Origin of the sequence: Streptomyces sp. NPDC096013 (assembly GCF_044763565.1) — a bacterium.
GTDB lineage: Bacteria > Actinomycetota > Actinomycetes > Streptomycetales > Streptomycetaceae > Streptomyces.
The window spans coordinates 293,333-318,401 of sequence record NZ_JBIWGK010000001.1 but is presented as its reverse complement, the minus strand read 5'-3'; the positions used below and the strand labels follow the sequence as shown (position 1 = coordinate 318,401).

Genomic DNA, 25,069 nt, shown 5'->3' with positions numbered 1-25,069 from the left:
CCGCCGAATGACGGTCACCGCGCCCAATCCCGCGCCCGCCGCCGAGGTGCCCGAGTCCAGCAGCACGCGGCTCGTCGACCGGGTGTTCAAGATGCGCGAACTCGCCATCCTGGTCGTCTTCCTGGTGATGATCGGCATCACCCAGGCGGGCAACAGCGAGTTCCTGTCCGAGCAGGGCATCAAGGACCTGCTCCTCAACGCGACCATCCTCGTGCTGGTCGCCACCGGTCAGTCGCTGGTCGTCATCACCCGCAACGTCGACCTGTCCGTCGGCTCCACGCTCGGCATCACCGCCTTCGCCACCGGCACATATCTCCAGGGCGGCGGCAACGCCGTCATCGCGATCGTGCTGGCGGTGCTGCTCGGCATCGGACTCGGCCTGGTCAACGGGCTGTTGGTCAGTCTCGGCCAGGTGCCCGCGCTGGTCGTCACGCTCGGCACGCTCTACATCATCCGGGGCGTCGACTCCATCTGGGTCGGCTCACGGCAGATCACCGCCGCCGATCTCCCGGGCGGATTCGTGGACTTCGGCTCCGGCGGGCTGTCGGCCGTGCCCTGGCTGGCGCTCATCGCGCTCGCCGTGCTGATCGCCACCGCCTACTACCTCAAACACTTCGGCAGCGGGCGGGAGTTGTACGCCCTGGGCTCCAACCCCGAGGCCGCGCGGCTCGCCGGCATCCCGGTCCGCAAGCGGATCCTCGCCGCGTACACCTTCTGCGGCGGCCTCGCCGGACTCGCCGGCGCGATGTACCTCGCCCGCTTCGGCAACGTCGACTCCGGCACCGGCACCGGCTACGAACTCACCGTCGTCAGCGCGGTGGTCGTCGGCGGAGTGGTCTTCACCGGCGGCTCCGGCAGCGTCTACGGCGCGGCCCTCGGCGCGCTCCTGCTGACCTCGATCAACAGTGTGCTGCCCGCCCTCGGCGTCAGCTCCGTCTGGGTGCTGGCCATCAACGGCATCCTGCTCATCCTCGCCATCGCCGTCGACCGGATCGTCGCCCTGCGTGTGGCCACCGCACTGAAGAAGAGGAACGCCCGCCATGCCTGAGTCGTTGACGCGTGCGATCCGCTGGGACACGGTCGTCGGCGCCCTGCTGATCGTCCTGCTGCTGTTCTCCTTCTCCTTCGTGGACGGTTTCGGGAACGCGCTGAACCTGTCGTTCCTGATCGGCAACACGCTTCCCATCGCGCTGATCGCCCTGCCGATGACACTGCTCGTCGTCTCCGGCGAGATCGATCTGTCGGTCGCCTCCACGGCCGGGCTGTCCGGTGCGGTGATGGGCAAGCTGTGGAACGACGGCATGACCATCGAGACGATCATCCCGATCTGCCTGCTGCTGGGCGTGGTCTGCGGCCTGGTCAACGGGCTGCTCGTCACCCGGCTGGGGCTGCCGTCGCTCGCCGTCACGATCGGTACGCTCGCCGCGTACCGGGGGATCGCGCAGATCGTCCTCGGGTCCGACGCGGTGACCGATTTCCCCTCGCAGTACCTGGACTTCGCGTCCGGGCGGCTCGGGGGCACGTTCCTGCCGCAGGCCTTCCTGCCCTTCCTCGTGCTCCTCGCCATCGCTGTGGTCGTGCTCCACGCGACGCCGTTCGGGCGGTCGTTGTTCGCGATCGGGGCGAACGTGGAAGCGGCGCGGTTCGCCGGTATCCGGGTGCGGCGGCAGAAGCTGATCCTGTTCACGGTGACCGGGTTGATGGCCTCGCTGACCGGTGTGTTCTGGGCGCTGCACTACGCCAGTGCCCGGTACGACAACGCCACCGGGCTCGAACTGTCCGTCGTGGCCGCGGTGTTGCTCGGCGGGATCGACTTCGACGGCGGGAAGGGCACGCTGGGCGGTGCGATCGCCGGTGTCTTCCTGCTCGGGGCATTGCAGAACGTGATGAGTCTGGTGAACGTCTCCGCGCAGTCTCAGATCGTTGTCACCGGTGTTCTGCTCGTGGTCTCGGTGCTCGGGCCTCGGGTTGCTCGGCAAGTCGCTGTCTCTCGGGCCGCGGCACGATCCACCTAATCGGTCGGTTGGCGGCTGCGGGTCCGATGTGGCTGGTCGCGCCGTTCCCCGCGCCCCGGAAAGGGGCGCTATCACTCAACCTCGTATCAAAGGAACCCGTGTCATGCGTAAGACATCCCTTCGCCGTGCCCTTGCGGCCCTCGTCGCCGTCACTTCTCTCACGCTCGTCGCCACCGCTTGCGGCGGTACCACCAAGAAGGACGTCAAGGACGAGAACACCGGGGCCGCCGTCTCCGGTGGCAAGGCCGACCCCAATGCCGCGCTCAAGAAGGGGCTGACCGTCGCCTTCCTGCCCAAGGCGGTCAACAACCCGTACTTCACGACCTCCGACAAGGGCGGGGAGAAGGCCCTCACGGAACTGGGCGAGAAGTACAAGGAGGTCGGTACGACCAGCGCCACCGACACCGCCGGGCAGGTCTCCTACGTCAACACGCTCACCCAGCAGCAGGTGAACGCGATCGCCGTGTCCGCGCAGGACCCGGGCGCGCTGTGCACCGCGCTCAAGCAGGCCATGAGCAACAAGATCAAGGTCGTCACCTACGACTCGGACACCAACCCGGAGTGCCGCAACGCCTTTGTGTCGCAGGCCAGCGCCGAGGACCTCGGGCGCACCGAGGTGCAGCTGCTCGCCCAGCAGATCGGCTACAAGGGCGAGATCGCGATCCTGTCGGCCGCGCAGACCGCGACGAACCAGAACACCTGGATCGGCTTCATGAAGGAGGAGCTGAAGGACCCGAAGTACAAGAACATCAAGCTGGTCAAGGTCGCCTACGGCAACGACGACGCCCAGCAGTCCTTCCAGCAGACCCAGGGCCTGCTCCAGGAGCACCCGAACCTGAAGGGGATCATCTCCCCGACCACCGTCGGCATCAAGGCCGCCGCCCAGTACCTCTCCGGCTCCAAGTACAAGGGCAAGGTCAAGCTGACCGGCCTCGGCACCCCCAACGACATGCGCAAGTACGTCAAGAACGGCACCGTCGACGGCTTCGAGCTGTGGGACCCGGCGAAGCTCGGCGACCTCGCCGCCCGTACCGCCGTCGCGCTCTCCTCGGGGCAGATCACCGGCAAGGAGGGCGAGACCTTCAAGGCCGGCTCCACCACGTACACCATCGGCAAGGACGGCGTGATCAACCTCGGCAAGCCGACCGTGTTCGACGCGAAGAACATCGACCAGTTCAACTTCTAGTCGCCGAAGTCCCTTTCACCCAAGGGGTGTTGATGCAGCGCGTGTGCTTCCTGCTGAAGGTCAGGGCGGACCGCCTCGACGAGTACCGCGAGCGGCACGCCGCCGTGTGGCCCGAGATGCTCGACGCACTCTCGGCCACCGGCTGGCACAACTACTCGCTCTTCCTGCGGGAGGACGGCCTGCTGGTCGGCTACGTGGAGACCGAGGACTTCGCCGCCGCTCAGGCCGGCATGGCAGCCACCGAGATCAACTCCCGCTGGCAGGCGGAGATGGCGCCGTTCTTCGAGTCCCTGGACGGCGCCCGTCCCGACGAGGCCATGAAGCCCCTCACCGAGGTCTTCCACCTCGCGTGATCCCCCCACAGGAGCCGTCATGAGAAGACGCGCCGTGCTCGCCACCGCCATACTTGCGGCCGTGGCAACGCCGGGCATCGCACGGGCGGCCGACCCCGGCCCCTCCGTCACCAAGAAGAGCACCACCCAACTCGACGCCCAGGCCGTCTACTTCGTCTCGTACGACGGCCTGGTCAACAACAACTCGTTCCAGAAGAACGGGCTGCTGACCTACAAGGGCCACCAGTACGCGGCCTGGTACACCGCGAGCAGGCATGCCGTCGTCGCCCGCCGGGCCCTGGGCGCGACCGCCTGGTCCACGGTCACGCTCTCCCACACCCTCAAGAGCGACGACTCCCACAACGTCATCTCCATGGGGGTCTCCAAGGTCGACGGCCGGCTCCATCTCAACCTGGACTCCCACAGCGACGGCTTCTTCTACGTCAAGTCGGTCGCCGGCCTTCTCGACAACCCGGCGTCCACGGCGTGGACTTCGGCCGTTTTCGGTGCCGTACAGACATCGCTGGACGGTGTCGCCCTCACCTCCCAGTTCACCTACCCCCAGTTCATCGCCACCCCCGAGGGCAAGCTGCAGCTCAGCTACCGCGTCGGGATCTCCGGCAACGGCCGCAACGCCCTCGCGGAGTACGACGGTTCGACCTGGACGGCGCTGGGGGAGTGGAGCGGCTCGACCGGCACCTACACCAGCGCGCACGGCTCCAGCACCGCCCGCAACATGTACCTGCACGGCATCGACTACGACGTCAACGGCCGCCTGCACTCCTTCTTCACCTGGCGCGAGCAGTCCGCCGCCGTGATGTGCAGCAGCGGCGGCATCACCAACCACGACACCGGCTACGTCTACTCGACCGACCGGGGCCGCAGTTGGCGCAACGACGCCGGAACCGTCGTAGGAACGACGGGTGGTTCGAACACCGTGGCCGTCACGGACGCGGGGCTCGTCGTCGATTCGCTCGACCCGGACCACTCCCTGATGAACCAGGAGAGCCAGTCCACCGACTCCGCCGGGCTCCCGCACGCGATCATCAGCTACGTCCCCGGCCGCTTCGGCCAGTGCACCACCGACTACGTCACCGACCGCACCGCCAACGGCCGCGCCTTCCACCTTCGCAAGAACGCGTCCGGCGGCTGGCAGAAGACCGAGATCCCGATCGCGCTCGGCTCCAGCCAGCGCACCAAGCTGGTCCTGGACACGTACGACAACGCCTATGCCGTGCTGCCCTACGGCCGTATCGCGGGCGCCTCGAAGGCCTCCGGGTACACCGACTGGGCGCTGCTGTACGACGGCGGCGGTCTGAACGCGTTCGGCGAGGTCGTCGTCGACGAGACACGGGTGAAGGCCGACAACGTGCTGTCGTTCATGTACCAGGAGAAGTCGAGCGGCACGACCCCCTCGGCACTCCACGTCGTCGACTTCGCCCTGCCCGCGTGAGGGGCACGGCAGAAGGAGTCGGTACAGGTCATGGCGGTAATGTGAAGACCTTCCCGCCGCCCCACGTCACCCTGGAGGTCTCCGCCTGATGGCCCAGCCGGTGGGTATCAAGGACGTCGCCCGCGCCGCCGGAGTCTCCGTCGGCACGGTCTCGAACGTCATCAACCGCCCGGACACCGTCGCCACGGAGACCCGGGCCCGGGTGCTGTCCGCGATCGACCGCCTCGGCTATGTCCGCAGCGAGTCGGCGCGTCAGCTGCGTGCCGGGCGCAGCCGGATCATGGGGCTGCTCGTGCTCGACATGGGCAACCCGTTCTTCGTGGACGTGGCCCGCGGCGCCGAGCGGGCCGCACGGGAGTCCGGGCTCGGGGTGATGGTCTGCAACAGCGCGCAGAGCCCCGTCGAGGAGGCCGACTACCTCTCGCTCTTCGCCGAACAGCGGGTGCGGGGCGTGCTGTTGACCCCGGCCGACGCGACCGGGCGCAACATCGAGTCGTTCCGCAGGCACGGCATTCCCTTCGTGCTCGTGGACCGTGTCGCCGAAGGCACCACCGAGTGCTCGGTCTCCGTCGACGACGTCGCCGGCGGCGCGCTCGCGGTCCGGCACCTCATCGACGCGGGGCACCGCTCGATCGCCTACGTCAGCGGTCCGCCCGGCTTCAACCAGGTGCGGGACCGCCGTACCGGCGCGAAGAACGCGCTCACCGAGGCCGGCCTCGACCCCGACGCGCTGCGCGAGCTGCCCACCGACCGGCTCGACGTGGCCGCCGGACGCGACGCCGGAGCCCGGCTGCTCGGTCTCGCCGACCGGCCGACGGCCGTCTTCTGCGCCAACGACCTCCTCGCGCTGGGTGTGCTTCAGGCCATGTACGCGGCCGGCGTCGGCGTCCCCGACGACCTCGCGATCGTCGGCTACGACGACATCGAGTTCGCCGCGGCGGCGGCCGTACCGCTCACCTCGGTGCGCCAACCGGCCGTCACCATGGGCGCGTTGGCCGCCGAACTGCTCCTGGAGGAAACCGAGGCGGAGGCGGACACGGCGGCCCGTCCGCACCAGCACCGGCGGGTCGTGCTCCAGCCGGAACTGGTCGTGCGCCGCTCCAGCCTCGCCGCCCGCTGATCCGCCGGTCAGTAGGATTTCATGATCCCGGGGGTCGGATATCGGACGCACATGTGCTGAACTGTGTCGCGGCCCGCACACCGTCCGTCCCAGGAGCACCGTTGTCCGTCAGCTACCGCCAGCCCGGCGTCGTCCTCACCGACCGCCACTTCACCGTGCCCCTCGACCACGAGGACCCCACGGGCGAGACCATCGAGCTCTACGCCCGTGAGGTCGTCGCCGGCGACAAGGCGCACCGCGAGGACCTGCCGTGGCTGGTCTACCTCCAGGGCGGACCCGGTTTCGGGGCGAATCGTTTCGTCGGACGGCAGGCCTGGCTCGGCCGCGCCCTGGACGACTACCGCGTCCTCCTCCTCGACCAGCGCGGCACCGGCCACTCCACCCCGCTCAACCGCCAGACGCTCCCGCTGTACGGCGGCCCCGCCGAGCAGGCCGAGCGCCTCACGCACTTCCGCGCCGACTCGATCGTCCGGGACTGCGAGACCATCCGCCCGGCCCTCACCGGCGGCGCCCCCTGGACCGTCCTCGGCCAGAGCTTCGGCGGCTTCTGCACGGTGAACTACCTCTCCACCGCCCCCGAAGGCCTGCGCGCCGCGATCCTCACCGGCGGCCTGCCCTCCCTCGACGCGCACGCCGACGACGTCTACCGCGCCGCCTACCCGCGCATCGAGCGCAAGGTCGCCGCCCACTACGACCGCTACCCGCAGGACGTGGAACGCGCCCGCCGCATCGCCGAGCACCTGATGCGCCACGAGTCGGTCCTGCCCAACGGCTACCGGCTCACCGTCGAGGCCTTCCAGTCCCTCGGCATCATGCTCGGCGGCAGCGACGGCAGCCACCGCCTCCACTTCCTCCTGGAGAACGCCTTCGTCCGCACCCCGGGCGGCCACGAACTCTCCGACGCGTTCCAGGAAGAGGTCCAGAACTCCCTGTCGTTCGCGGGCCACCCCCTCTACGCCCTCGTCCACGAGGCCACCTACGGCCAGGACAGCCGCCCCACCGACTGGTCGGCGGAGCGCGTCCGCGCCGAGTTCCCGCAGTTCGACGCCGCGAAGACCCTCGCGGGCGACAGCCCCCTCCTGTTCACCGGCGAGACCATCCACCCCTGGATGTTCGACTGCGACCCGGCGCTGCGCCCGCTCCGCGACACCGCCGAACTCCTCGCCGCCCACACCGACTGGCAGCCCCTCTACGACCCGGCGCGGCTCGCCGTCAACGAGGTCCCGGTCGCCGCGGCCGTCTACCACGACGACATGTACGTCGACGCGGCCCACTCCCTGGAGACCGCCCGTGCGATCCGCGGGCTGCGCACCTGGGTCACCGACGAGTTCGAGCACGACGGTGTGAGGGCCGGTGGCCCGCGTGTCCTGGACCGGCTGATCGCCCTCACGCGCGACGAGGCGTAGGGCAGGGATTCGCCCCTGGGCGCGGTCTCCACCGGGTGGCCGTAGAGGACATGCCGCGACGAAAATTCCGGCATAGGGTTCATTTCGATGAATACCAAGTCACTTCGCCGGGCCCGCCCGGCCGCCCTGGTCCTCGCCGTCGTCGCGGCGAGCACGGTCGCGCTGGTGTCCTGCGGCGACGACAACACCAACAGCAGCTCGCAGCCCTCGACACCGGACACGGCCTCCTTCTCGGGCATGACACCGTCGGCCCTGAAGTCGGCCGCGTCCTCGGCGGTCGCCTCGGCCAAGGCCCGGGCATCCGCCGCCGCGTCCTCCGCCTCGGCCGCGGCGTCCTCCTTCGAGGCCTCCGTGTCCTCCGCGGTGGGCCGTGCGAGCAAGGACGCCCAGAACGAACTGAAGAACGTCAAGGGCCAGGGCAACGCGGTGTCAGAGGTTGCCATGACCGGCAAACCGCGCGCCCAGACCGGCGGCCTGCTCGCCGTCCTCGTCACCATCACCAACAAGACCGACAAGAAGGCGTCGTACGCCGTCCAGGTCGACTTCCTCGACTCCTCGGGGAAGGTGGTGGAGACCCGCTACGTCGGCGCCGAGAACCTCGCACCCGGCGCCAAGGCCCAGCCCGTCGCGATCAGCACCAAGCCGCCGGAGCCGGTCCTGACCCCCAAGTTGGCCAAGGCGCAGCGGTATTGAGCCGACCACCGGGCAACAGGGGCCTCAGGGCTCGGAGTTGAGCGCGTCCACGGCGCTGCCCGCGTCGCCGATCGTCGTGTAGTCGACGGCGACGAAGTTCACCGGCCGACCGCGTTCCCGCTCGCAGCGGTGGACGCGGTCGAGCACGTACTGCCGGGAGTTGACCTTGCCCGCGTCCAGGCGGCTGCCGCCGTCGACGGTGATGAAGTGGTTGAGCAGGAACAGCCGTCTGTCGCTGCCACCACGGTGCGGTACGCAGCTCATCTCCTGCGGGGTGCGGAACGCGAACGGCGTCTCCATCCCGTAGTCGTAGAAGTTCCGGTACCAGGGCGCCGGGCCGTCGGCCTGCTCGGCGAAGACGACGAGCCGGCGCCCGCTGTCGATCAGATGGCCGAGGGTCGGCCACGGCTTCGCGGGATCGGGGTCCGGGGTGTGCACCAGGTCGCTCAACCCGGCCTGCGCGAAGGCTTTCCGGGTGTCCTCGCCGCTGATCGCGTCCTGCACGATCAGGGTGAGGACCTCGGTCGGATGGGCGCGCATCCAGTCACCGATCTCGCGCAGTGCGGGCACCAGGGCGGTGGCACCGGCCCGGCACACGGAGTGGCACAGCCACAGGCCCGCGCGCGGCGGGTTGAACCTGTCGACGGCGGAGGCGATGAACTGCCGCTGTTCCGGGGTGAAATCGGACTCGGTGAGCCGCCGCGTGATCTCGTCCGGCCGCTCCCAGCGGTAGGTGTCGATCTGAAGGGCGCGCACGCCGTCGTCCAACTGGGTTGCGATGGACGGGTCTTGGAGCGGGCCGATGAACCGGTCGACGGTCGTCGACATCGCGTTGTGCGAGGTGAGGTAGGCGACCTCGTCGTAGGACCGGCCGCACAGCGCCGCGCTGCCCTCGCAGGTGCGGGGCGCGACGGGTGTCACGGCGTACGGCACGAGCAGCACGCCGGCGACGGCGGCACCGCCCATGGCGAGGGCCGGCCGGCGGACGCGGGGCAGGGTGACGCGCGGCCCGGCCTGGAGGGCCCAGCCGACGGCGGTCAGGAGGGCGCCGGCCAGGACGGGGACGAGGGCGGTCGCCAGTGCGGTGGCCGTGAGCCGGTCCAGGGCGGTGCGCTGGACGTCGTCGACCAGCCGGGCGAGGCTCGGCGGCCAGGAACCCGGCGGGTCGATCACCCGGCCGCCGCTGATCAGCCGGAACGCGAGGGAGAGCAGCCCGGCCAGCATTCCGCCCCCGGCGAGCGACCAGCCCAGCGGCAGCAGGCGCCTGCCGGGAGGCGCGGAACTCCCGAGCCAGAGCACCACCAGCGCGACGACGAGCAGGGCCCCGGCGAGGGATTCCGCGAGGCCGAGGCCCACGGCGGTGCAGGCGCGGGCGTGGTGGAGGGCGGCCAGGTCGTTGCCGGAGGCGGCGAGGGCCTCGGTGAGGTTCCAGGTGCCGCCGTCGACGGTCGCCCGGAACCGGTCGACGGCCGTGCGGGTGCGGTCCGTCACGACGGCGGGGGCGAGGGTGGCGAGCGCGGTGGCGACATCGCCGTCCCGCAGAGCCGTCTCCACGGCGGGGCGCAGGGCGTCGCGTTAGACGGCGGGCAGACCGCTCACCAGGGTCGCGGCCGCCCGGTCCGCCTGCGCCCCGGTCAGCGGCAGGGCGGGCAGCCCGGTGGGTACGTGCCCGGCGACGACGGCGTCCAGGGCGGCGGTCAGATCGGTCGAGAAGCGCTGGAAGTCGGGCTCGGGGCGGTCCTGCACGGAGGCGACGAGATCGCCGAAGTAGATCTGGGCGAGGTCGTTGAGGTTGGCCAGCGCCGGCCGCAGGTCGACCGTGAGGTCCAGCGCGTCACGCTTGCCGCCCAGATAGCCGACCACGGCGTCGATCTGCGTCTCGGTGAGGTCCCGGACCGTCTCCGGTGGCAGCACCAGCCTGAGATTGGAGGTGACCTGGGCCTCCGGGACGGGCAGCCGGGCCAGGAGTTCCCGGGTGACGGCCGCCGTCCTCGGGTCGACCAGGACCTGGTCGTAGAGGCGGTCGTAGGCCTTCTGCTCGTTCAGGGCTGAGCGGTAGAAACCCGGTGAGACCACGGTCGAGCGGGCCGTGGCGGTGAGGGTGAGGACCGCTGTGGCGAGGACGGCGAGGATCAGGGCCGCGAGGCGCGGCAGCCTGCGGGACGCGACGCCGAGCGGGTCCATGAGTCACATGGTCGTCCCGCCCCACCGGCCCCGCAAACGCGTGGCCATCGCGGCGGTGCACGTGTTTTGATCACCCGGGCTTTCCACTCCACGACGGGGAACGGGGACGGTGTGAACGACGAGGATCTTCTGGCGGACCGCTTCGAGCGGCATCGCGGCCGGCTGCGCGCGGTGGCGTACCGCATGCTCGGATCGGTGCCGGAGGCGGAGGACGCCGTCCAGGAGACCTGGCTGAAGCTCAGCCGGACCCGCGCGGAGGAGATCAGGAACCTCGGCGGCTGGCTGACCACGGTCGTCGGCCGGGTCTGCCTCGACCTCCTGCGCGCGCGTGCGGCGCGCCGCGAGGACCCCCTCGACGAGACGTTCGTGCCCGACCCGCTGATCGGTCCCCTGACGCACCTCGACCCCGAGGAGGAACTGCTCCAGGCCGACTCGGTGGGTCTCGCCCTCCTCGTCGTCCTGGAGAGCCTGGAACCCGCCGAACGGCTCGCGTTCGTCCTGCACGACCTGTTCGCCGTGCCCTTCGACGACATCGCCCCGATCGTGGAACGGACATCGGCCGCGACCCGCCAACTGGCCAGCAGGGCCCGCCGCCGCGTCCAGGCCGCCGGCCCCTCGACCGACCCCGACCTCGCCCGCCAGCGCGAGATCGTCGAGGCCTTCCTGGCCGCCGCCCGCGAGGGCGACTTCGACGCCCTCGTCGCCCTGCTCCACCCGGACGTGGCCCTGCGCGCGGACTCCGGCGCCCTGATCCGGGGCGCGGCCGCGTCCAAGGCACTGCGCGGCGCGCACACGGTCGCCGAACAGGCCCTGTTCTTCGCGCCGTTCGCCCACCACGCCCGACTCGTCCTGGTCAACGGCTCGGTGGGCGTCGTCAACGCGCCCGAGGGCCGGCTGCTCTCGGTCATGGGCGTCACCATCGCCGAGGGCCGCATCACCGAGATGTACATCCTGTCCGACCCGGAACGACTGGCCCGCCTCGATGCGAACGGAACAGCACGCTGAACGCCATGGAAGATCACATAGCGCCCCGCCCCGCCCTCCGCGGCGACTGCGAGCGGTGCTTCGGGCTGTGCTGTGTGGCGCTGCCCTTCATCGCCGCGAAGGACTTCGCGATCGACAAGCCCGCGGGGACACCGTGCCCGAACCTCCGGGATGATCACCGCTGCGGCATCCACGCCGAGCTCCGGCGGTCGGGCTTTAGCGGCTGCACGGTCTACGACTGCTTCGGCGCCGGTCAGAAGGTCTCGCAGGTCACCTTCGGCGGCCAGGACTGGCGTACCGCCGGCGGGGAGGGGGCCCGCCGGATGTTCGACGTGTTTCCCGTCGTACGGCAGCTGCATGAACTGCTCTGGTATCTGACCGAGGCGCTCACCCTGCCCGCCGCCGGGCCGGTCCACCCCGATCTGCGACGGGCCCTGGACCGCACCGAGGAACTCACGCGCGGCACGCCCGAAGAGCTGGGCGCGCTCGATGTGGGCGCGCACCGCCAGGAGGTCAACGTGCTGCTGCTGCGCACCAGCGAGCTGGTGCGGGCCGGGGTGCGCGGCAGGAAGAAGAACCGGCGGGGCGCCGACCTCATGGGCGCCCGGCTCAGGAACGCCGACCTGAGCCTGGCCGATCTGCGCGGTGCCTACCTCATCGCCGCCGATCTCACCGGGGCCGATCTGCGCGGCGCGGATCTGATCGGCGCCGACCTTCGGGACGCCGACCTCACGGACGCCGATCTCACCGGAGCGTTCTTCCTCACCCAGCCGCAGGTCGACGCCGCCCGGGGGAGCGCGGGGACCAGGCTGCCGGGGTCAGTCGTCCGCCCGGTGCACTGGGCAGCGGGGTCCTGAGGCGGTCTCGTCCGGGACCGTGACCGGTGCGGTCGGCGGCGCGGACGCCGTGCGCCGGTCGAGGTGGAGCCGCAGCCCCTCCGGCATCAGCGTCAGGCGTTCGGTCACGCGCAGTCGGTACTCGGGCTCCGGGCGCAGCTCGTAGCGGCGCAGCAGCAGGCCCAGGACCAACGTCGCCTCGTGCAGGGCGAACTGGCGGCCGATGCAGGCCCGCGCCCCGGTGCCGAACGGCTTGAAGGTGTGCGGGGCGCGGGAGCGTACGGCCTTGGCGTCGAAGCGGTCCGGGTCGAACTCCTCGGCGTCCGGCCCCCATACCTCCGGGTCGCGGTGCAGCATCGGCGTCAGGATCAGCGCCCAGGCGCCCCGGTGCATCGGGTGGGTCCCGGCCAACTCGGTGTCCCGGGTGGCCTCTCGGGCGTACGCGGGGGCCGTCGGCCAGAGCCGTAGCGACTCGTCGAGGACCCGGCGGACGTAGCGCAGCTTGGCGACCTGGTCGTAGCCGGGGGTCTCCGTGTCGCCCCACACCTGGTCGACCTCGGCGCGGGCGCGGGCCGCGATCCGCGGGTGGCGGGCCAGGTAGTGGAGGGCGAAGGACAGGGAGCCGGAGGTCGTCTCGTGGCCGGCGACCAGGAAGGTGATGACCTGGCGGCGGACGTTCTCGGGGGAGAGGCGTTCGCCGGTGTCGGGGTGGGTGGTGTCGAGCATGCGGTCCAGCAGGTCGCCGTCGCCGCCTCCGCCGTCACGGCGAATCCGCACCATCTCGTCCACCGTGCGGTTCAGGAAGGCGATGTCCGCCTCGTTGCGGCGAGTTGCCGTGCGCAGCAGCAGCGGGGCCAGCGGGGACGGTACGGAGTTGAGGCGCTGCGCGTAGCTGAGCGTGCCGACCATCGACGTCACGAAGGGGTGCGGGCGGTCGCGTTCGAAGGAACCGAAGTCATGGCCGAAGCCGGTGCGCGAGATCGTCTCCAGGGTCAGCCTGGTCATGTCGCCGGGGACGTCCACCGGGCGTCCGGCGGCGAGTTCGCGGTCCCAGTGGTCGGTGAGGCGCTCGGCCACGGACAGCATCATCGGGTGGTAGCCCGCCATCGCCTCGCGGCTGAAGCCGGGGGCCAGCACATCATGGGCCAACTGCCAGTTGGGCTCGTGGTTGTACGCCGTGAACAGTCCGTCCCCGGCGACGGGACGCAGGTTCGCCACCCCGAGACCCACGTGCTTGGCGAACCGGGACTCGTCCGCCATGTCGGCGACCAGGTCCGCGCCCCACACGAACACGAACTCCTTGCCGAACGCCTTCCGCCGGAAGATCGGGCCCAGTTGACGGGCGAAGCGCAGCGAGTCCTGGAGGGGAGTGCGGCGGTCGGCGCCGAGGACGTCGCCGAGGAACGGGACCCGGCGCGGGGGATGCGGGATGCGGTCGAGCTCGGGCCAGCCCTGCTCGGCGTCCCGGAAGCCCTTCGGCAGCCCGGTCGGCGTCACCGTCGTCGTCTCCGCCATGACGCGATCTCCCTCGGGCCAGCGGCAGGCTGAGCCTGTTGTACGTGGGTTCAATAACGGGTTTCAGTCTGATCCCGTTGTTGAACCGACGTCAAGTAAAGTGCGGGAATGGCCGCCAATCAGGGTGAGCGCACCCGCCGCCGGCTCAGCACCGGGGAGCGCCGGGAGCAACTCCTCACGGTGGGCGCGCGGTTGTTCTCCGAGGACCCCTACGACGACGTGTGGATCGAGCAGGTCGCCGAGATCGCCGGGGTCTCCCGCGGGCTGCTCTACCACTACTTCCCGACCAAGCGGGACTTCTTCGCGGCCGTCGTCGAGCGCGAGAGCGAGCGCATGCTGCGGATGACGGCGGCGGTGCCGGGAGTGCCGGCCCGCGAACAGCTCGCCGCCGCCCTCGACACATATCTGGAGTACGTGCACACCCACGCGCACGGTTACCGCGCCTTCCATCGCGCCGACGCGGCCGGGGACCAGACCGTACGGCGGGTCTACCAGCGGGCGCTGGCAGCGCAGGAGCGGCAGATCCTGGCGGCGCTGGCGGCCGATCCGGAGTTCGGGCCGGCGGTGGGGGAGCGGCCCGACACGAAGCTCGCGGTGCGCGGGTGGCTGGCGTTCACCACCGCGGTCTGTCTGGAGTGGCTGCGCGGGCCGGAGTTGAGCCGGGAGCAGGTGCGCGATCTGTGCGCACGGGCGCTGTTGGGCGTCCTCTCGCCCTGAACGGCCGTTCGTCAGGGAAGTCGTGTGGATCGCGTGGCGTGGTTGGCGTGCGGCCTGAACTTCGATAGGTTAGGCAAGGCTTACCTAAGGAGGTTCAGGGATGGGTGACACCCAATCGTGGACGGCCGCGCCCGCCGCGGCCGAGCGGGCCCGCTCGGTGCTCGCCGCCGCATGGTCCTGCGCGGTGACCGCGGAGGGCGGTCGCGAGGAGTTCGTCGGCGCGCACAGCGTGGCCGACGACGGCCGGGTGCTCCTTCGCGTGCCCGAGGACAGCGCCCTGCTGACCGCCGCGATCTGCGCGCCGCGCGGCGAGCCGTCCGCCGTCCTGGAGTTCGCGGATGTCGCACCCGTCCCCGTGCGGAGCCGTATCCGGGCCCGGCTGTGGCTCGCGGGCTGGTTCGTCCCCGAGGACGACCACCTGGCCTTCCGCGCGACGCGCGTGGTGCTGCGCCCGCCGTCCGGCGCGGTCGTCGTCGACCTCGACGAGTTCGCCGCCGCCGGACCCGACCCGCTCGCCCTCGCCGAGGCCCAGCTGCTCACCCACCTCGCCGACTGCCACTCCGACGCCGTCGAGCGGCTCACCCGGCTCGTCGAGCCCGACAGCCTGCACGGCGCGGTCCGCGTCCAGCCCCTCGCCGTCGACCGGCACGGACTGACCCTGCGCATCGAGCGCGCCCGCGCCCACGGCGACGTACGCCTGCCGTTCCACTCGCCCGCCGCCACCGTCGCCGACCTCACCGAGCGCATGCACGTGCTGCTCACCCAGGCCGGCGCCGCGTCCTGCCCGCGCCCCCTACAGCGGCAGCGCACAGACGGCGACCGGTGACGCGAACGGCGCGCCCGCGAGCCGGAGTTCACCGCCGACGGCGTCCACGTGGAACACGCTGACCGTGCTCGACCTCTGGTTCGCCGTGAACAGCAGGGTGCCGTCCGGGGAGAACGCGATCTGCCGCGGGAAGTCACCGGACACCGGGACCGTGCCGAGCAGCCTGAGCCGGGCGCCGTCCGCCTCGACGGCGTACCGGGCGAGGGTGTTGTCGCCCCGGTTGGCGAGATAGGCGTAGGCGCCGTCCGACGTCACCAGGATCTGCGCCGGGTAGTTGGTGGTGCTCCCCGTGCTGCCGCTGGGCTGCGGGGCGCCGATCGACAGGGCGCCCGTGGCGGCGTCGTAGGTGCAGACCGCGATGGTGTCGTCGACCTCGTTGGCCAGGTAGGCGTACCGGCCGCCGGGGTGGAAGGTCAGGCTGCGCGGACCGGCGCCCGCGCGGGTGTGTGCCTGCGAGACCTCGGTGAGCGTGCCCCTCGTGGTGTCCAGGCGGTAGGTGTAGACCGTGTCGGTGCCCAGGTCGACGGCGAGGACATGGCCGCCGTCGGGACTGGTGACGAACTGGTGCGCGTGCGGGCCGTCCTGGCCGGGACCCGGCCGCGGCGTGGAGTGCTCGGCCAGCGCCGTGCGCTCGCCGAGCGCGCCCGAGGCGTCGATCGGGTGCACGGCCACGCTGCCGGACGTGTAGTTGGCGCTCAGCAGCCAGCGCCCGCCCGGATGTACGGACAGGTGACAGGGGCCCGCGCCGCCGGTGCTCCGCGAGCCGAGGACCTTGCGGTCCGCCAGGCGTACGGCGGTCACCGCGCCGGCCGTCCGCTCGTCGACCGCGTACAGCGTGCGGCCGTCGGGGTGCAGGGCGAGGAACGACGGGTCGGCGACGCCGGTGAGGGTGCCCGCGCCGGTGATCCGGCCGGTCGACGCGTCGTAGGTCGCCAGGCCGATGCCCTTGCCGCCGCCGTCGACCGAGGTGTAGGTGCCGAGGTAGAGCGGGTGGGGGCCTGCGGCCTTGCCTGTGCGGTGGGTGCCGGGTGCCGGTGCGGTCGTGGAGCCCGTCGGCGGCGCGGATTCGGGCTCCGCCGGTGCCGGGGCCGGGGCGGGGACCGCGACCACCGCCGCCGCTCCGCCCAGGGCGCCGATGAAACGGCGCCTGCTCCAGCCCTCGCGTGACGCCTCCGCACCACTGGTCATGCTCACACCCTCAGGTCGTCGCTCGCCTCGGTCGTCACGGCAACCTTGACGTGCGGGGCGGGTCGAGCGCAAGAACGACAACCGGCGTTGCAGACAGTGCAACGCCCTGTCGGGTCACCAGTCGCCGTCCTCCACCGGCTCGCCCTTCGCGTCCTTGAGCGGCTCCACCTGGCCGGGGGCGGGCGGCTGCCAGGGCTCGTGGTCGTCGCCCAGCCAGTCGCCGACCGGCCGCACCGCGCCCAGGGTGTCGGCGGGGGCGAGATCCTCGGCGTCCTGGTCGTAGTAGTCGAACCAGGGAAGCCCCGCCCGGGTGTACGCGGCCCGGTCCACCGGCGACGGCGGGCTGGCCTCGCCGGTGATGCGGCGCCACTCCGGGGGCGTGACCAGGTGCACGAAGACCCGGCCCGCGGGCTGCTCCGCCCAGGACGACAGCGGGCGGTCGTCCGCGTAGACCTCCTGGTGCATCGAACCGCCGACGCCGAGGCCCATCGCGGCGGCCCGCCTGCTCGGGGCCGGGGGACCGCCGGGTGCGGGGGCGGCCCCCACGGCCATCGGCATGGCGGGCATGCCGTGGCCGCCGGTCGGCAGGGTCGCCGCACGCGCGCGTGCCTGCCGCGCCAGGCGCTGTTCGGCCTCGCGCCAGATGGCCAGCTCCCGTTCGTTGAGCGGGAAGCACTGAAGCTGTACGCCGCCCCAGACCTCCTCGCCCGTGACCTGCCCCTCGACCGTCGCGCCGAGCCCGAGCGGGACCGCCACGAACTGACGGACCGTGCCCTTCCCGGAGTTGATGCCGTCGAGCCACGGCTGGCGGGGCAGCACCACGTAGTTCTGCGGGTCCCGGGACAGCCGGTCGCTCCACGGCTCGCCCGAGACCGCGCACACCTTGCCCACCCCGACTTGGAGCGCGGCCGGCCGGCGCGTGCCCGCGAAGCTGAGCCACATCGCCTCGCGCAGATACACCGGGAGCATCACCCCGCCCCGCGCCCGCCACTCCTCGGGCACCGTGTCCGGGAAGTCCGCGACCCGCCGGACCGGGAACTCGCCGAGCCCCGGTGGCAATGGATGCGTCCCCGTCTCCGGCAGCCGCAGCGTGCGGACGAACCGCACCGCCGCACCGCCCGGCAGCCGCAAGGTGTTCCCGTCGATCCGTACGGTGCTGTCGGTCATACGCCCGCCCCCTGTTCCGCCGTGGGAGGCAGGTAGACCCGCCCCCTGTTCCGCTCCGGGGGGCATGTCGACCCGCCCGTGTACCGCTTCGGGAGGCATGCCGCCCCGCCCCCTATACCGCCCCGGGCGGCAGGACGGCCCGCCCCCGTGTTCCGTTGCCCGAGGGGCCCGCCCCCCGTCGTATCGCCTTGTTCCACCCGGAGAGGCCGCTCGCCCCTCGGTCCGCCGCAGGAGATGCCCCGCCCCTTGCCTCCGTCGCCGGACGCCCGCCCCCGGTGACTCCGTCACCTAGAACGATCGGCGCCCTCCCCCCGGTTCCTGCGCAGCCGGTCCGGTACGCCCACCCGCTCCCGCAGCCAGGTCAGCCAGGGCATGCGTTCGCGCTGCTCGCGGGCGCAGCGGTCGAGTTCCTCGAAGAGCCGGCGTGAGCGGTGCTCGGTGTCCAGCTCGTCCAGCATGCGGTTGACCTCGGTGAGCAGGGCGCCCAGCAGCTGCCACTGGGCGGCATCGCGCTGGACGTCCTCCAGGAGCAGCTGGGCCAGCTTGTCGCGGGTCGCGGCGGCCGTGTACAGCTCGGCGGTGAGCCGGGACTCCGCGGACTCCGCGCTCACCGACACATCGGTGGTCACCAGCACCGCGAAACTGACCACGGCGTCCCCGACCTCCGACAGCAGCTGCTCCACGGCGGCCCCCGTCGGCGGCGCGAAGAGCGGCTCGGGTTCACGTTCCTTCGCCAGGTCGGTGAAGGTGCGGGCGAGGACGCGCAGCACGACCGTGCAGATCTCCAGGGTGTCCAGACCGGTCCGCAGCACGATCCGGTGCAGCAGACCCTCCCGGACCCGCGGATTGAGCCGCAGGCTGTCCTCGGCCTGCCGCAGCGCCGCGTCCACCTCGACGATGTCGTGGTCGAGCCGCCGTGCCTCGTGCAGCCGCGCGGTGGCGTGGTCGACGGGGGTACGGCCCGCCGCCTCCTCGCCCATGCGCCGCATCAGCCGCCGTAGCCGACGGGCCAGGCCCTCGATGGACTCGCCGGCCTCGTCGACCCAGACCGGGGGAGCGAGCAGCAGATTGCAGCCGAGGCCGACGACCGCGCCGATCAGGGTCTCCACGACCCGTGCCCAGGCGGTGTTGCCGACCGTGGTGACCCCGAGGACGAGCATCGCGCTGATCGCCACCTCGGGCACGTACTCGTCGACCCGCACCAGCCTCCCCACCACCAGCGCGGCCACGATCAGCAGGGCCAGGCTCCACCAGGTCAGACCGACCAGCAGGCTGAACGCGATCGCGACGAGCACGCCGGTGACCACGGCCGTCACACGGCGGATGCCGTTGGTGAGCGTGGCGTACAGGGTGACCTGGACGACGAGGAGCGCGGTGAGGGGAGCGGTCAGCGGCGCGGGCTCGGGGCTCAGGCGCAGCGCCACGACGTACGCGACGGTCGCCGCGGTCGCGGACCGCAGCGTCTGGACGGCCACCGGGTCCCGGTGCCGTCCCACGAGCCGCACCAGCGGCGCCGCCCACTCCCGGACATCTCGCATCCTTGGCCTATTCCCTCTCACCTGAGGCGCCGAACGTTTCTCTTGAGGACAGTAGCTGTCCGCAACCCGTCCTAGATTGTCGGCACCGGACGGAGCCAACGGGAGGGGAATCTCATGACGGAGAACCAGGGCGTCGAGGTGCTGCTGCGCTCGCACGCGTACCTGCGCGAGGTCGTCGCCGCCGTGCCCGACACGGCGTGGGCCGCGCCGACGCCGTGCAGCGAGTGGACGGTACGACAGGTCCTCAACCACGCCCGCATCGACCAGCAGGCCTACGGCCTCCTGCTCAAGGGCGGCCGGCCCGACTCCGACCCCTTCCACCCGGAGGACGCCCTGGACGGCGACCCGCTCGCCGGACTCGACCAGGTGCTCACCATGGTGGCCGACGCGTACGCGGGCCTGCCCGCCGACGCCGAGCAGGTGCCGACGCCGCTGGGCCCGATGCCCCTCGCGTCGGCCGCGGCGACGGCGGCCATGGACGCGGCCGTGCACGCCTGGGACATCGCCGCGGCCACCGGCCAGAACCGGCCACTCGGCACGGACCTCGCCGAGGGCATCCGGCCGGTCGCGGACCACCTCGTCGACCACCTCCGCGACGCCTTCCACGTGTTCGCACCCGCCCGGGAGGAGAAGGAGGGCTACGACAGGGCGGAGAAACTCCTCGCGTTCCTGGGCCGGGACCCGCACTGGACGCCCGCCGCGTCCTGAGGGAGACCGCGCCCCACGACGGTGGGGGTCACCCCTCGTCCACCGTCACCCCGTGACGGCGGCCCGGCTGCGCGACCGATAGCCCGCGATCTTCGCGAGGTTGCCGCAGCGGTCCATCGAGCACCAACGGCGGCGGCGGGCCTGGGAGTCGTCGAGGAACAGCAGGGAACACTCCGGGTTCTCGCACTCCTTGACCCGCTCCAGCAGCGGACCGCCCACCAGCAGGACACCGTCCCGGGCCACCGTCGCCAGCGCCGCGCGTGCCGGATGCGCCGACTTCCAGCGCGGCTCGCCCAGTTGGGGCGCGAGATCCGGCCGCGCGGCGGCTTCGTTGACCCGCTCGACGTCGGCCGCCGCCGGTTCCCGCCCGGCCATCGCGTCGCGCACGACGCGGTAGAGCGCCTCGCGCAGGGTGCGCGCGTCCGCCAGCTCCCGGGCCGTGACCCGCACCGGCTCGGTGCCCGGCGACAGCTCCGCCTCCGTGATCCAGGCGGCCAGCGCCGCCGCGTCGGGCAGCCGCTCGACGGGCGTGTCGTGCCGCTTGCCGAGCGTCGCCACGAAGTTCAGGCAAGGGCGACCGCCGATGAACGGGAAGGCGGGCGGGAGCGTCATGGCAGCGAGCCTACCTCGCGTACACCGGTTCATGCGGTGTACGCGAGGTGGTCCACCTGCCTTGTGCGCGAGGGCGTCCGCCTGCCTTGACACCGGTTCATGGGGTGTCGCATGGTGACACCAGTTCAACAGGTGTCGGCCAGAGGTCGTGGCCGCGACAGGGAGCGGGTGCGGTATGCGTGCGGTACGGATCGACGAGTTCGGCGGGCCCGAGGTGCTGGTACCGGTCGAGGTGCCCGACCCGGTCGCGGGTCCCGGGCAGGTCCTGGTGCGGGTCGCCGCGGCGGGCGTGAACCGCGCGGACGCCCTGATCAGGTCGGGGAACTACCACCGGGCCGGACGCCCGCCGCTGATCCCCGGGGTGGAGGGCGCCGGCACCGTCGCCGCGCTCGGGCAGGGCGTCACCGGCTTCACGGTCGGGCAGCGGGTCGTCGCCCTCGACGGTGTCAACTCACCGGGTTTCTACGCCGAGTTGGCCGCCGTGCCGGCCACGCAGGTCGCCGCCCTGCCCGACGGGATCGACCTCGCCCACGCCGCCGCGCTGCCCGTCGCCTGGCTGTCGGCCTGGTACTGCCTTCGCCATCTCGCCCGGGTCACCAAGGAGGACACGGTGGTCGTGAAGGCCGCCGCGAGCGGGGTCGGCAGCGCGGCCGTGCAGATCGCGGCCGAGACCGGCGCCCGGGTCATCGCGCTCGCTGGATCACCCGAAAAGGCCGCGTGGGTGGCGGAGTTCGGTGCCCACGCCACCCTCGACACGTCGGCCCACCCCGATGACGGCGAGGTCGACGAGGTGCTGCGGCTCACCGGCGGACGTGGTGCGGACGTCGTCCTCGACACCGTCGGCGGCGCGGCCTTCGGGCGCAGCCTGCGCGAGATCGGCCACGGCGGCCGGGTCGTCGCCCTCGCCAACGTGGCCCTGGAGGCGAGCACCGTCGACACCCGCGACTTCTACCCGAAGAACGCGTCGATCCTCGGCTTCCAGCTCACCAACCTCCAGATCCACGGCGGCTACGACCCCCGCGCCGACCTGCGTGAACTCGCCGAACGGGTCGCCGCCGGCACCTACCGCGTGCCGATCGAGACCGTCGTACCGCTCGCCGAGGCCCGCGCCGCCCACGAGCGGCTGGAGCGCCGGGACAACCGGGGCAAGATCGTGATCGCGGTACCGGGGGACTGACCTCAGACGTACAGCTTGTCCAGGAACGCGGTCAGGTTGCCCACCGTCCGCTCGATCTGCTGCTCCACGGTCAGGCTCTCCTCGATGCGGATGCCCGACTCGGGGATCTTCCGGCCGCGCACATAGAGGGAACAGGCGAGGTCGGTGCACATGTACAGGCCGACCGAGTTGCCGTCGCGGCCCGCGGGTCCCGCCTTGCGCGCGGTCATCAGGGAGACACCGCCGCCCGGGTGGGTCGTCACGCACAGCGAGCACATGCTCCGGTGCAGGAAGCCGCGCTGGGAGGACGGGAACCGGAGCGTGACCCCGATCGGCCCGTCCGCCCGCTCGGTGACGAGGTAGCTGCGGTCGGGCGCCCCGGGATCTCGCCAGCCCAGGAAGTCCAGGTCGCCCCAGGGGCGGGTGTCGAGATCGCGGGGCACGGCGAGCCGCTTGGCCTCGCCCTTCGAGCAGTTGACGAAGGAACCGCGGATGTCCTGCTCGGTGAGTGATCTCATGGGGGAGTCTCCTGGGACGGCGCCTGCCGGGCGGTGCCGGTGGTCCGGCGCCTTTGGGGCGGTGTCGGTTTCCGAAACCTAGGGGGTCTAGGTTTCGGGCCAGGGTAATGAGGCGAGCGGTGGAGGGGCCAATGGATTTCGGGGGCGTCGAGGGCGTCGGGGCGTACCAGGCGCGGGCGTTGCGGCATGTGGCGGCGGGTTCGTCCGGCCCGGTTGTCGACCCGCGGCTGCGCATCACGCTCAACTTCCATCCCGACCGTACGGCGACCGGCCGCCCGATCCTCGACGCGCTGGCCCAGGACGGCACCTACCACTCGCAGTTCGTCACCGGCACCAGCAACGGCGGCCTCACGGCCCACCCCGGCGGTGACCGTCAACGCTGGGAGAGCCGGATCTTCGCGGGTGTCTACGACGAGGCGCCCGCGGTCGAGCGGCCGGTGTACGGCGCGCTGAACTTCCGCCATCAAGTGGTGGGCGCCGCACCGAGGTTCGGCTCCTCGCACTTCCGGCTCACCGGTGCGGCCCTCGCCCGTGCGACCTTCTGCTACCCCGACAGCGCGGCCGAACCGACCGACTTCGGCGTCGCCTCCGGCATGCATCTGATCGCGCTCGCCGAGGCCGACGAACAGGACGCTTTGAACGACTACATCGAGGCCCAGGTCCACGGAGGAGTCGACCTCGCCCGCGACATCGAGGCCCTCGTCCTGGACGCGAGCTACCGCGGCACTCCCGTCGAGACCGCCGCCCGGCGGCTGCCCTGCCCCGTCGAGTGGCACCCCGGATACCGGCTCTCCGTAAGGGAGTTGCACCGGCACGCGGACTACCGGGGCCAGGAGTACGCCGACCTCGGCGGCCTGGTCGCCGAGCGCGGGACCCTCGACCCGAGGATCATCGGCGACGCGGCCCGCACCGGGCGGTACCCACTCCAGGACCTGAAGATGGTGTGGCACACCCTCGCCCGCTTCGGGGCGCCGGAGGGCGCGGGCACGGCCTACCGCTCGCCGGCGGCCGAGGCGGGCACCGGCGGCCACACCCCCGGCGTGACCACCCCGACCGCGTAGGCGCGGGCGACCGGTTCGGCACGGTTCGCCGCGTCCACCGGGCCGACAGCCGAGCCGTACACATCACACACCGCGACCGGCCCCTCATGTCACGCCCTGCTCACTCCACCGGCCTGCGGCTCAGGAACAGGTCCCGCTGCCGCTGTAGCAGGGCGAGTAGCCGGCTCTCGGCGTGGGCGCGGGGGCCGGATGCGTGCGGTCCCACTCGTGCTGCATACCGGTGAGCAGGGTGAACACGAGGCCCGCGACGACGAGTTGCGACACCGCCGTCCACGGTGCGCGGGAGAGTGCCGCGAGCCCTGCCAGGGCGAGGAGGACATAGAGGAAGTGTTCCGTCCAGGCGATGTTCGCGAGTGCGGCCACGTCGATCCTGTCCTGGTCGCCCTGCGCGGCCCAGCCCTCCATGCCGCAGGTGAACATCGACCAGGCGAAGAAGGCGGCCTCGGCGACGAACAGGGAGATGGCGGCGAGAACGTCCGAGGCGCGGGACGTCCTGTGCGACCACGGCCATCGGCGGTGCCGGGGCGGATGTTCGGGCAGTACCTGCGTCATGGGCCCACCCTGCCGCGGCGGTCACGGGAGCGCATGAGTACGCGCACTCAGCCGGCGGGCCCTGCTGGATGTCGGCGCCCGGGTGTTCGTCCGCGGCGACGGCTCGCGCAGGGCACCGGTGTGCGCGCGGCGTTCCGTACTCTGTACCCGGACCGCACGCCCGGCGCCGACGACTCGGCCGCCGGGCAGTGGCTCAACACGCTGACGGCGGACGGGCGTTACGTCGAGGACGGGTACGCCGCGGGCAGACCGGGACGGAGAGGTGGGCGCACGGTGACGGACTCCTGGGAGCGGGCCCGGCGGGCACTCGGCGCGGCGGGCATCCCGCCCGCCGACCTCGCGCGCCTGCGTCCCCTGGGCGGCGGCACCTACAACCTCGTCGAGGAACTCACCCTCACCGACGGCACCCGCCACGTCCTCAAGACGGCGCCCACCGCCCCCGGCCTGTCCCACGAGCGCCAACTCCTCGTCTCCGAGGCCGACTTCTACGGCGCCGCCGCCAAGGCCGGGGTAGCGGCACCGCGCGTCGTGGTCCTCGACGGCGACACCCTTCTGATGACGCTCTGCGCCGGCGAACCCTGGGACGACACCATCACCGCCCCCGAAATCACCCGCCTGCGCACGGAGTTGGGCCGCCAGGTGGCCCGCCTGCACGAGATCACCGGCCCCGGTTTCGGCTACCCCTCCGGCGCCCTCGGCCCCCTCGCCCCCGACTGGCGCACCGCGTTCACCACGCTCTACGACGCCGTCCTCGACGATGCCCGCCGCTACGACGCCTGGCTGCCGCTCCCCGCCGACGACATCGCCCGCACGGCCCGGTCGGCCTACGCGGCCCTGGACGAGGTCACCGTCCCGTGTGCCGTCCACTTCGACCTGTGGCGGGGCAACATCCTGGTCGACCGCACCACCGGGACACCCCGCATCGGCGGACTCATCGACGGTGAGCGGATGTTCTGGGGCGATCCGCTGGCCGACTTCGTCTCCTTGGCGCTGCTGGGCGACATCAGGGAGGACGAGGCGTTCCTCGCGGGCTACCGGGAGGCGGGCGGGCGGGCCGAGTTCGACCGGTCGGCCCGCCTCCGGTACGCCCTTTATCGCAGCTATCTCTACCTGATCATGCTGGCGGAGGCGGTCCCCCGGGAGTTCGGCGAGGAACAGAACCGCTGGCGGCGGGAGAAGGTCGGTCCCGAGCTCCTCGCGGCCCTGGGGGAGATCGACGAGACGGCTTCGACCACGTAGTGTGCATTCCATCGCCCCTTAGTTCAGGGCGTGAATTAAGAGGGTGCGGGGTTCGGAGGGAGC

Annotated in this window: 23 protein-coding genes and 1 pseudogene; 16 read left to right on the top strand and 8 right to left on the bottom strand. The window is 71.8% G+C overall.

Translation table 11 applies throughout. The features are described 5' to 3' along the window. The first annotated feature begins 7 nt into the window (after positions 1-7). The 8 genes from ACIRB1_RS01445 to ACIRB1_RS01410 all read left to right on the top strand — a co-directional run bounded on the left by ACIRB1_RS01445 (position 8) and on the right by ACIRB1_RS01410 (position 8,205). Positions 8-1,048, top strand: coding sequence for an ABC transporter permease (locus ACIRB1_RS01445; protein ID WP_352184677.1), 1,041 nt, complete (start codon positions 8-10; stop codon positions 1,046-1,048). Then, positions 1,041-2,015: an ABC transporter permease gene (locus ACIRB1_RS01440; protein ID WP_352184678.1), complete on the top strand. Its 975-nt coding sequence runs from the start codon at positions 1,041-1,043 to the stop codon at positions 2,013-2,015. The genes ACIRB1_RS01445 and ACIRB1_RS01440 overlap by 8 nt, the downstream gene beginning before the upstream one ends. A 103-nt stretch (positions 2,016-2,118) precedes the next feature. Further along, positions 2,119-3,201 carry a rhamnose ABC transporter substrate-binding protein gene (gene rhaS, locus ACIRB1_RS01435; protein ID WP_403464133.1) on the top strand — a complete coding sequence of 361 codons (1,083 nt, stop codon included), beginning with the start codon at positions 2,119-2,121 and terminating at the stop codon, positions 3,199-3,201. 32 nt (positions 3,202-3,233) lie between these two features. Further along, positions 3,234-3,554, top strand: a complete 321-nt coding sequence (locus ACIRB1_RS01430; protein ID WP_403464132.1) for an L-rhamnose mutarotase — start codon at positions 3,234-3,236, stop codon at positions 3,552-3,554. A 19-nt stretch (positions 3,555-3,573) separates the two neighbouring features. Then, positions 3,574-4,986, top strand: a complete 1,413-nt coding sequence (locus ACIRB1_RS01425) for a BNR repeat-containing protein (RefSeq protein ID WP_403464131.1) — start codon at positions 3,574-3,576, stop codon at positions 4,984-4,986. A gap of 88 nt (positions 4,987-5,074) precedes the next feature. Next, positions 5,075-6,106, top strand: a complete 1,032-nt coding sequence (locus ACIRB1_RS01420; RefSeq protein ID WP_352184682.1) for a LacI family DNA-binding transcriptional regulator — start codon at positions 5,075-5,077, stop codon at positions 6,104-6,106. A 101-nt stretch (positions 6,107-6,207) separates the two neighbouring features. Beyond that, a complete protein-coding gene (locus ACIRB1_RS01415) occupies positions 6,208-7,512 on the top strand; it encodes an alpha/beta fold hydrolase (RefSeq protein WP_403464129.1) in 1,305 nt (434 codons plus the stop codon). Positions 7,513-7,599: 87 nt separating this feature from the next. Further along, positions 7,600-8,205, top strand: coding sequence for an FxLYD domain-containing protein (locus tag ACIRB1_RS01410; protein WP_403464128.1), 606 nt, complete (start codon positions 7,600-7,602; stop codon positions 8,203-8,205). Positions 8,206-8,229: 24 nt separating this feature from the next. Here ACIRB1_RS01410 and ACIRB1_RS01405 read toward each other — a convergent pair. Further along, positions 8,230-10,389 (bottom strand): annotated as a pseudogene (locus tag ACIRB1_RS01405) (PI-PLC domain-containing protein). A 111-nt stretch (positions 10,390-10,500) separates the two neighbouring features. On the opposite strand from ACIRB1_RS01405, the gene ACIRB1_RS01400 reads away from it, so the two are divergent. Then, complete coding sequence (locus tag ACIRB1_RS01400) at positions 10,501-11,394, top strand: sigma-70 family RNA polymerase sigma factor (protein ID WP_403464127.1); 894 nt, start codon at positions 10,501-10,503, stop codon at positions 11,392-11,394. 5 nt (positions 11,395-11,399) lie between these two features. Then, on the top strand, positions 11,400-12,230 hold the full coding sequence (locus ACIRB1_RS01395) for a pentapeptide repeat-containing protein (RefSeq protein ID WP_403464126.1): 831 nt from the start codon (positions 11,400-11,402) through the stop codon (positions 12,228-12,230). On the opposite strand, the gene ACIRB1_RS01390 is transcribed toward ACIRB1_RS01395, so the two are convergent. After that, positions 12,192-13,724, bottom strand: a complete 1,533-nt coding sequence (locus tag ACIRB1_RS01390) for a cytochrome P450 (RefSeq protein WP_403464124.1) — start codon at positions 13,722-13,724, stop codon at positions 12,192-12,194. The genes ACIRB1_RS01395 and ACIRB1_RS01390 overlap by 39 nt on opposite strands. A 108-nt stretch (positions 13,725-13,832) precedes the next feature. On the opposite strand from ACIRB1_RS01390, the gene ACIRB1_RS01385 reads away from it, so the two are divergent. Together ACIRB1_RS01385 and ACIRB1_RS01380 are read left to right on the top strand one after the other, a co-directional pair. Continuing rightward, positions 13,833-14,441 carry a TetR/AcrR family transcriptional regulator gene (locus ACIRB1_RS01385; protein ID WP_352184689.1) on the top strand — a complete coding sequence of 203 codons (609 nt, stop codon included), beginning with the start codon at positions 13,833-13,835 and terminating at the stop codon, positions 14,439-14,441. 100 nt (positions 14,442-14,541) lie between these two features. Then, positions 14,542-15,267 carry a DUF2470 domain-containing protein gene (locus tag ACIRB1_RS01380; RefSeq protein WP_403464123.1) on the top strand — a complete coding sequence of 242 codons (726 nt, stop codon included), beginning with the start codon at positions 14,542-14,544 and terminating at the stop codon, positions 15,265-15,267. On the opposite strand, the gene ACIRB1_RS01375 is transcribed toward ACIRB1_RS01380, so the two are convergent. The 3 genes from ACIRB1_RS01375 to ACIRB1_RS01365 all read right to left on the bottom strand — a co-directional run bounded on the left by ACIRB1_RS01375 (position 15,235) and on the right by ACIRB1_RS01365 (position 19,160). Continuing rightward, the gene (locus ACIRB1_RS01375) at positions 15,235-16,455 is read right to left on the bottom strand and encodes a lactonase family protein (protein ID WP_403464122.1); all 1,221 of its coding nucleotides are present in this window, start codon (positions 16,453-16,455) and stop codon (positions 15,235-15,237) included. The two genes, ACIRB1_RS01380 and ACIRB1_RS01375, sit on opposite strands and share 33 nt — an antisense overlap. Before the next feature lie 114 nt (positions 16,456-16,569). Then, positions 16,570-17,622 (bottom strand): hypothetical protein, encoded by a 1,053-nt coding sequence (locus ACIRB1_RS01370; protein WP_403464121.1) that lies wholly within the window; start codon positions 17,620-17,622, stop codon positions 16,570-16,572. Between the two features lie 284 nt (positions 17,623-17,906). Further along, positions 17,907-19,160 (bottom strand): aromatic acid exporter family protein, encoded by a 1,254-nt coding sequence (locus ACIRB1_RS01365; RefSeq protein ID WP_403464120.1) that lies wholly within the window; start codon positions 19,158-19,160, stop codon positions 17,907-17,909. A 114-nt stretch (positions 19,161-19,274) separates the two neighbouring features. Here ACIRB1_RS01365 and ACIRB1_RS01360 point away from each other — a divergent pair, with 114 nt between their 5' ends. Then, positions 19,275-19,868 carry a TIGR03086 family metal-binding protein gene (locus tag ACIRB1_RS01360; RefSeq protein WP_403464119.1) on the top strand — a complete coding sequence of 198 codons (594 nt, stop codon included), beginning with the start codon at positions 19,275-19,277 and terminating at the stop codon, positions 19,866-19,868. Positions 19,869-19,913: 45 nt separating this feature from the next. Here ACIRB1_RS01360 and ACIRB1_RS01355 read toward each other — a convergent pair whose 3' ends face one another. Further along, entirely contained in the window at positions 19,914-20,480 is a 567-nt protein-coding gene (locus ACIRB1_RS01355; RefSeq protein ID WP_403464117.1) for a CGNR zinc finger domain-containing protein, read from the bottom strand. Between the two features lie 175 nt (positions 20,481-20,655). Between ACIRB1_RS01355 and ACIRB1_RS01350 the strand changes: the two genes are divergently transcribed. Continuing rightward, positions 20,656-21,657 carry a zinc-binding alcohol dehydrogenase family protein gene (locus tag ACIRB1_RS01350; protein ID WP_403464116.1) on the top strand — a complete coding sequence of 334 codons (1,002 nt, stop codon included), beginning with the start codon at positions 20,656-20,658 and terminating at the stop codon, positions 21,655-21,657. Positions 21,658-21,659: 2 nt separating this feature from the next. Here ACIRB1_RS01350 and ACIRB1_RS01345 read toward each other — a convergent pair whose 3' ends face one another. After that, the gene (locus tag ACIRB1_RS01345; protein ID WP_403464115.1) at positions 21,660-22,154 is read right to left on the bottom strand and encodes an FBP domain-containing protein; all 495 of its coding nucleotides are present in this window, start codon (positions 22,152-22,154) and stop codon (positions 21,660-21,662) included. A 131-nt stretch (positions 22,155-22,285) separates the two neighbouring features. Here ACIRB1_RS01345 and ACIRB1_RS01340 point away from each other — a divergent pair, with 131 nt between their 5' ends. Then, positions 22,286-23,215: a DUF3626 domain-containing protein gene (locus ACIRB1_RS01340; RefSeq protein WP_403464114.1), complete on the top strand. Its 930-nt coding sequence runs from the start codon at positions 22,286-22,288 to the stop codon at positions 23,213-23,215. A 120-nt stretch (positions 23,216-23,335) separates the two neighbouring features. Here the strand turns inward: ACIRB1_RS01340 and ACIRB1_RS01335 are convergent, their stop codons facing one another. Continuing rightward, positions 23,336-23,767, bottom strand: a complete 432-nt coding sequence (locus ACIRB1_RS01335) for a DUF6234 family protein (RefSeq protein WP_403464112.1) — start codon at positions 23,765-23,767, stop codon at positions 23,336-23,338. 273 nt (positions 23,768-24,040) lie between these two features. On the opposite strand from ACIRB1_RS01335, the gene ACIRB1_RS01330 reads away from it, so the two are divergent. Next, the gene (locus ACIRB1_RS01330; protein WP_403464875.1) at positions 24,041-25,006 is read left to right on the top strand and encodes a phosphotransferase family protein; all 966 of its coding nucleotides are present in this window, start codon (positions 24,041-24,043) and stop codon (positions 25,004-25,006) included. The last annotated feature ends 63 nt before the right edge of the window (positions 25,007-25,069 follow it).

Excerpts from the sequence above, each read along its gene's own strand:
- ACIRB1_RS01445 (WP_352184677.1), top strand. The coding sequence starts at position 8 with ATGACGGTCACCGCGCCCAATCCCGCGCCCGCCGCCGAGGTGCCCGAG.
- ACIRB1_RS01440 (WP_352184678.1), top strand. The coding sequence starts at position 1,041 with ATGCCTGAGTCGTTGACGCGTGCGATCCGCTGGGACACGGTCGTCGGC.
- rhaS (WP_403464133.1), top strand. The coding sequence starts at position 2,119 with ATGCGTAAGACATCCCTTCGCCGTGCCCTTGCGGCCCTCGTCGCCGTC.
- ACIRB1_RS01430 (WP_403464132.1), top strand. The coding sequence starts at position 3,234 with ATGCAGCGCGTGTGCTTCCTGCTGAAGGTCAGGGCGGACCGCCTCGAC.
- ACIRB1_RS01425 (WP_403464131.1), top strand. The coding sequence starts at position 3,574 with ATGAGAAGACGCGCCGTGCTCGCCACCGCCATACTTGCGGCCGTGGCA.
- ACIRB1_RS01420 (WP_352184682.1), top strand. The coding sequence starts at position 5,075 with ATGGCCCAGCCGGTGGGTATCAAGGACGTCGCCCGCGCCGCCGGAGTC.
- ACIRB1_RS01410 (WP_403464128.1), top strand. The coding sequence starts at position 7,600 with ATGAATACCAAGTCACTTCGCCGGGCCCGCCCGGCCGCCCTGGTCCTC.
- ACIRB1_RS01395 (WP_403464126.1), top strand. The coding sequence starts at position 11,400 with ATGGAAGATCACATAGCGCCCCGCCCCGCCCTCCGCGGCGACTGCGAG.
- ACIRB1_RS01390 (WP_403464124.1), bottom strand. The coding sequence starts at position 13,724 with ATGGCGGAGACGACGACGGTGACGCCGACCGGGCTGCCGAAGGGCTTC.
- ACIRB1_RS01385 (WP_352184689.1), top strand. The coding sequence starts at position 13,833 with ATGGCCGCCAATCAGGGTGAGCGCACCCGCCGCCGGCTCAGCACCGGG.
- ACIRB1_RS01380 (WP_403464123.1), top strand. The coding sequence starts at position 14,542 with ATGGGTGACACCCAATCGTGGACGGCCGCGCCCGCCGCGGCCGAGCGG.
- ACIRB1_RS01375 (WP_403464122.1), bottom strand. The coding sequence starts at position 16,455 with ATGACCAGTGGTGCGGAGGCGTCACGCGAGGGCTGGAGCAGGCGCCGT.
- ACIRB1_RS01370 (WP_403464121.1), bottom strand. The coding sequence starts at position 17,622 with ATGACCGACAGCACCGTACGGATCGACGGGAACACCTTGCGGCTGCCG.
- ACIRB1_RS01365 (WP_403464120.1), bottom strand. The coding sequence starts at position 19,160 with ATGCGAGATGTCCGGGAGTGGGCGGCGCCGCTGGTGCGGCTCGTGGGA.
- ACIRB1_RS01360 (WP_403464119.1), top strand. The coding sequence starts at position 19,275 with ATGACGGAGAACCAGGGCGTCGAGGTGCTGCTGCGCTCGCACGCGTAC.
- ACIRB1_RS01355 (WP_403464117.1), bottom strand. The coding sequence starts at position 20,480 with ATGACGCTCCCGCCCGCCTTCCCGTTCATCGGCGGTCGCCCTTGCCTG.
- ACIRB1_RS01350 (WP_403464116.1), top strand. The coding sequence starts at position 20,656 with ATGCGTGCGGTACGGATCGACGAGTTCGGCGGGCCCGAGGTGCTGGTA.
- ACIRB1_RS01345 (WP_403464115.1), bottom strand. The coding sequence starts at position 22,154 with ATGAGATCACTCACCGAGCAGGACATCCGCGGTTCCTTCGTCAACTGC.
- ACIRB1_RS01340 (WP_403464114.1), top strand. The coding sequence starts at position 22,286 with ATGGATTTCGGGGGCGTCGAGGGCGTCGGGGCGTACCAGGCGCGGGCG.
- ACIRB1_RS01335 (WP_403464112.1), bottom strand. The coding sequence starts at position 23,767 with ATGACGCAGGTACTGCCCGAACATCCGCCCCGGCACCGCCGATGGCCG.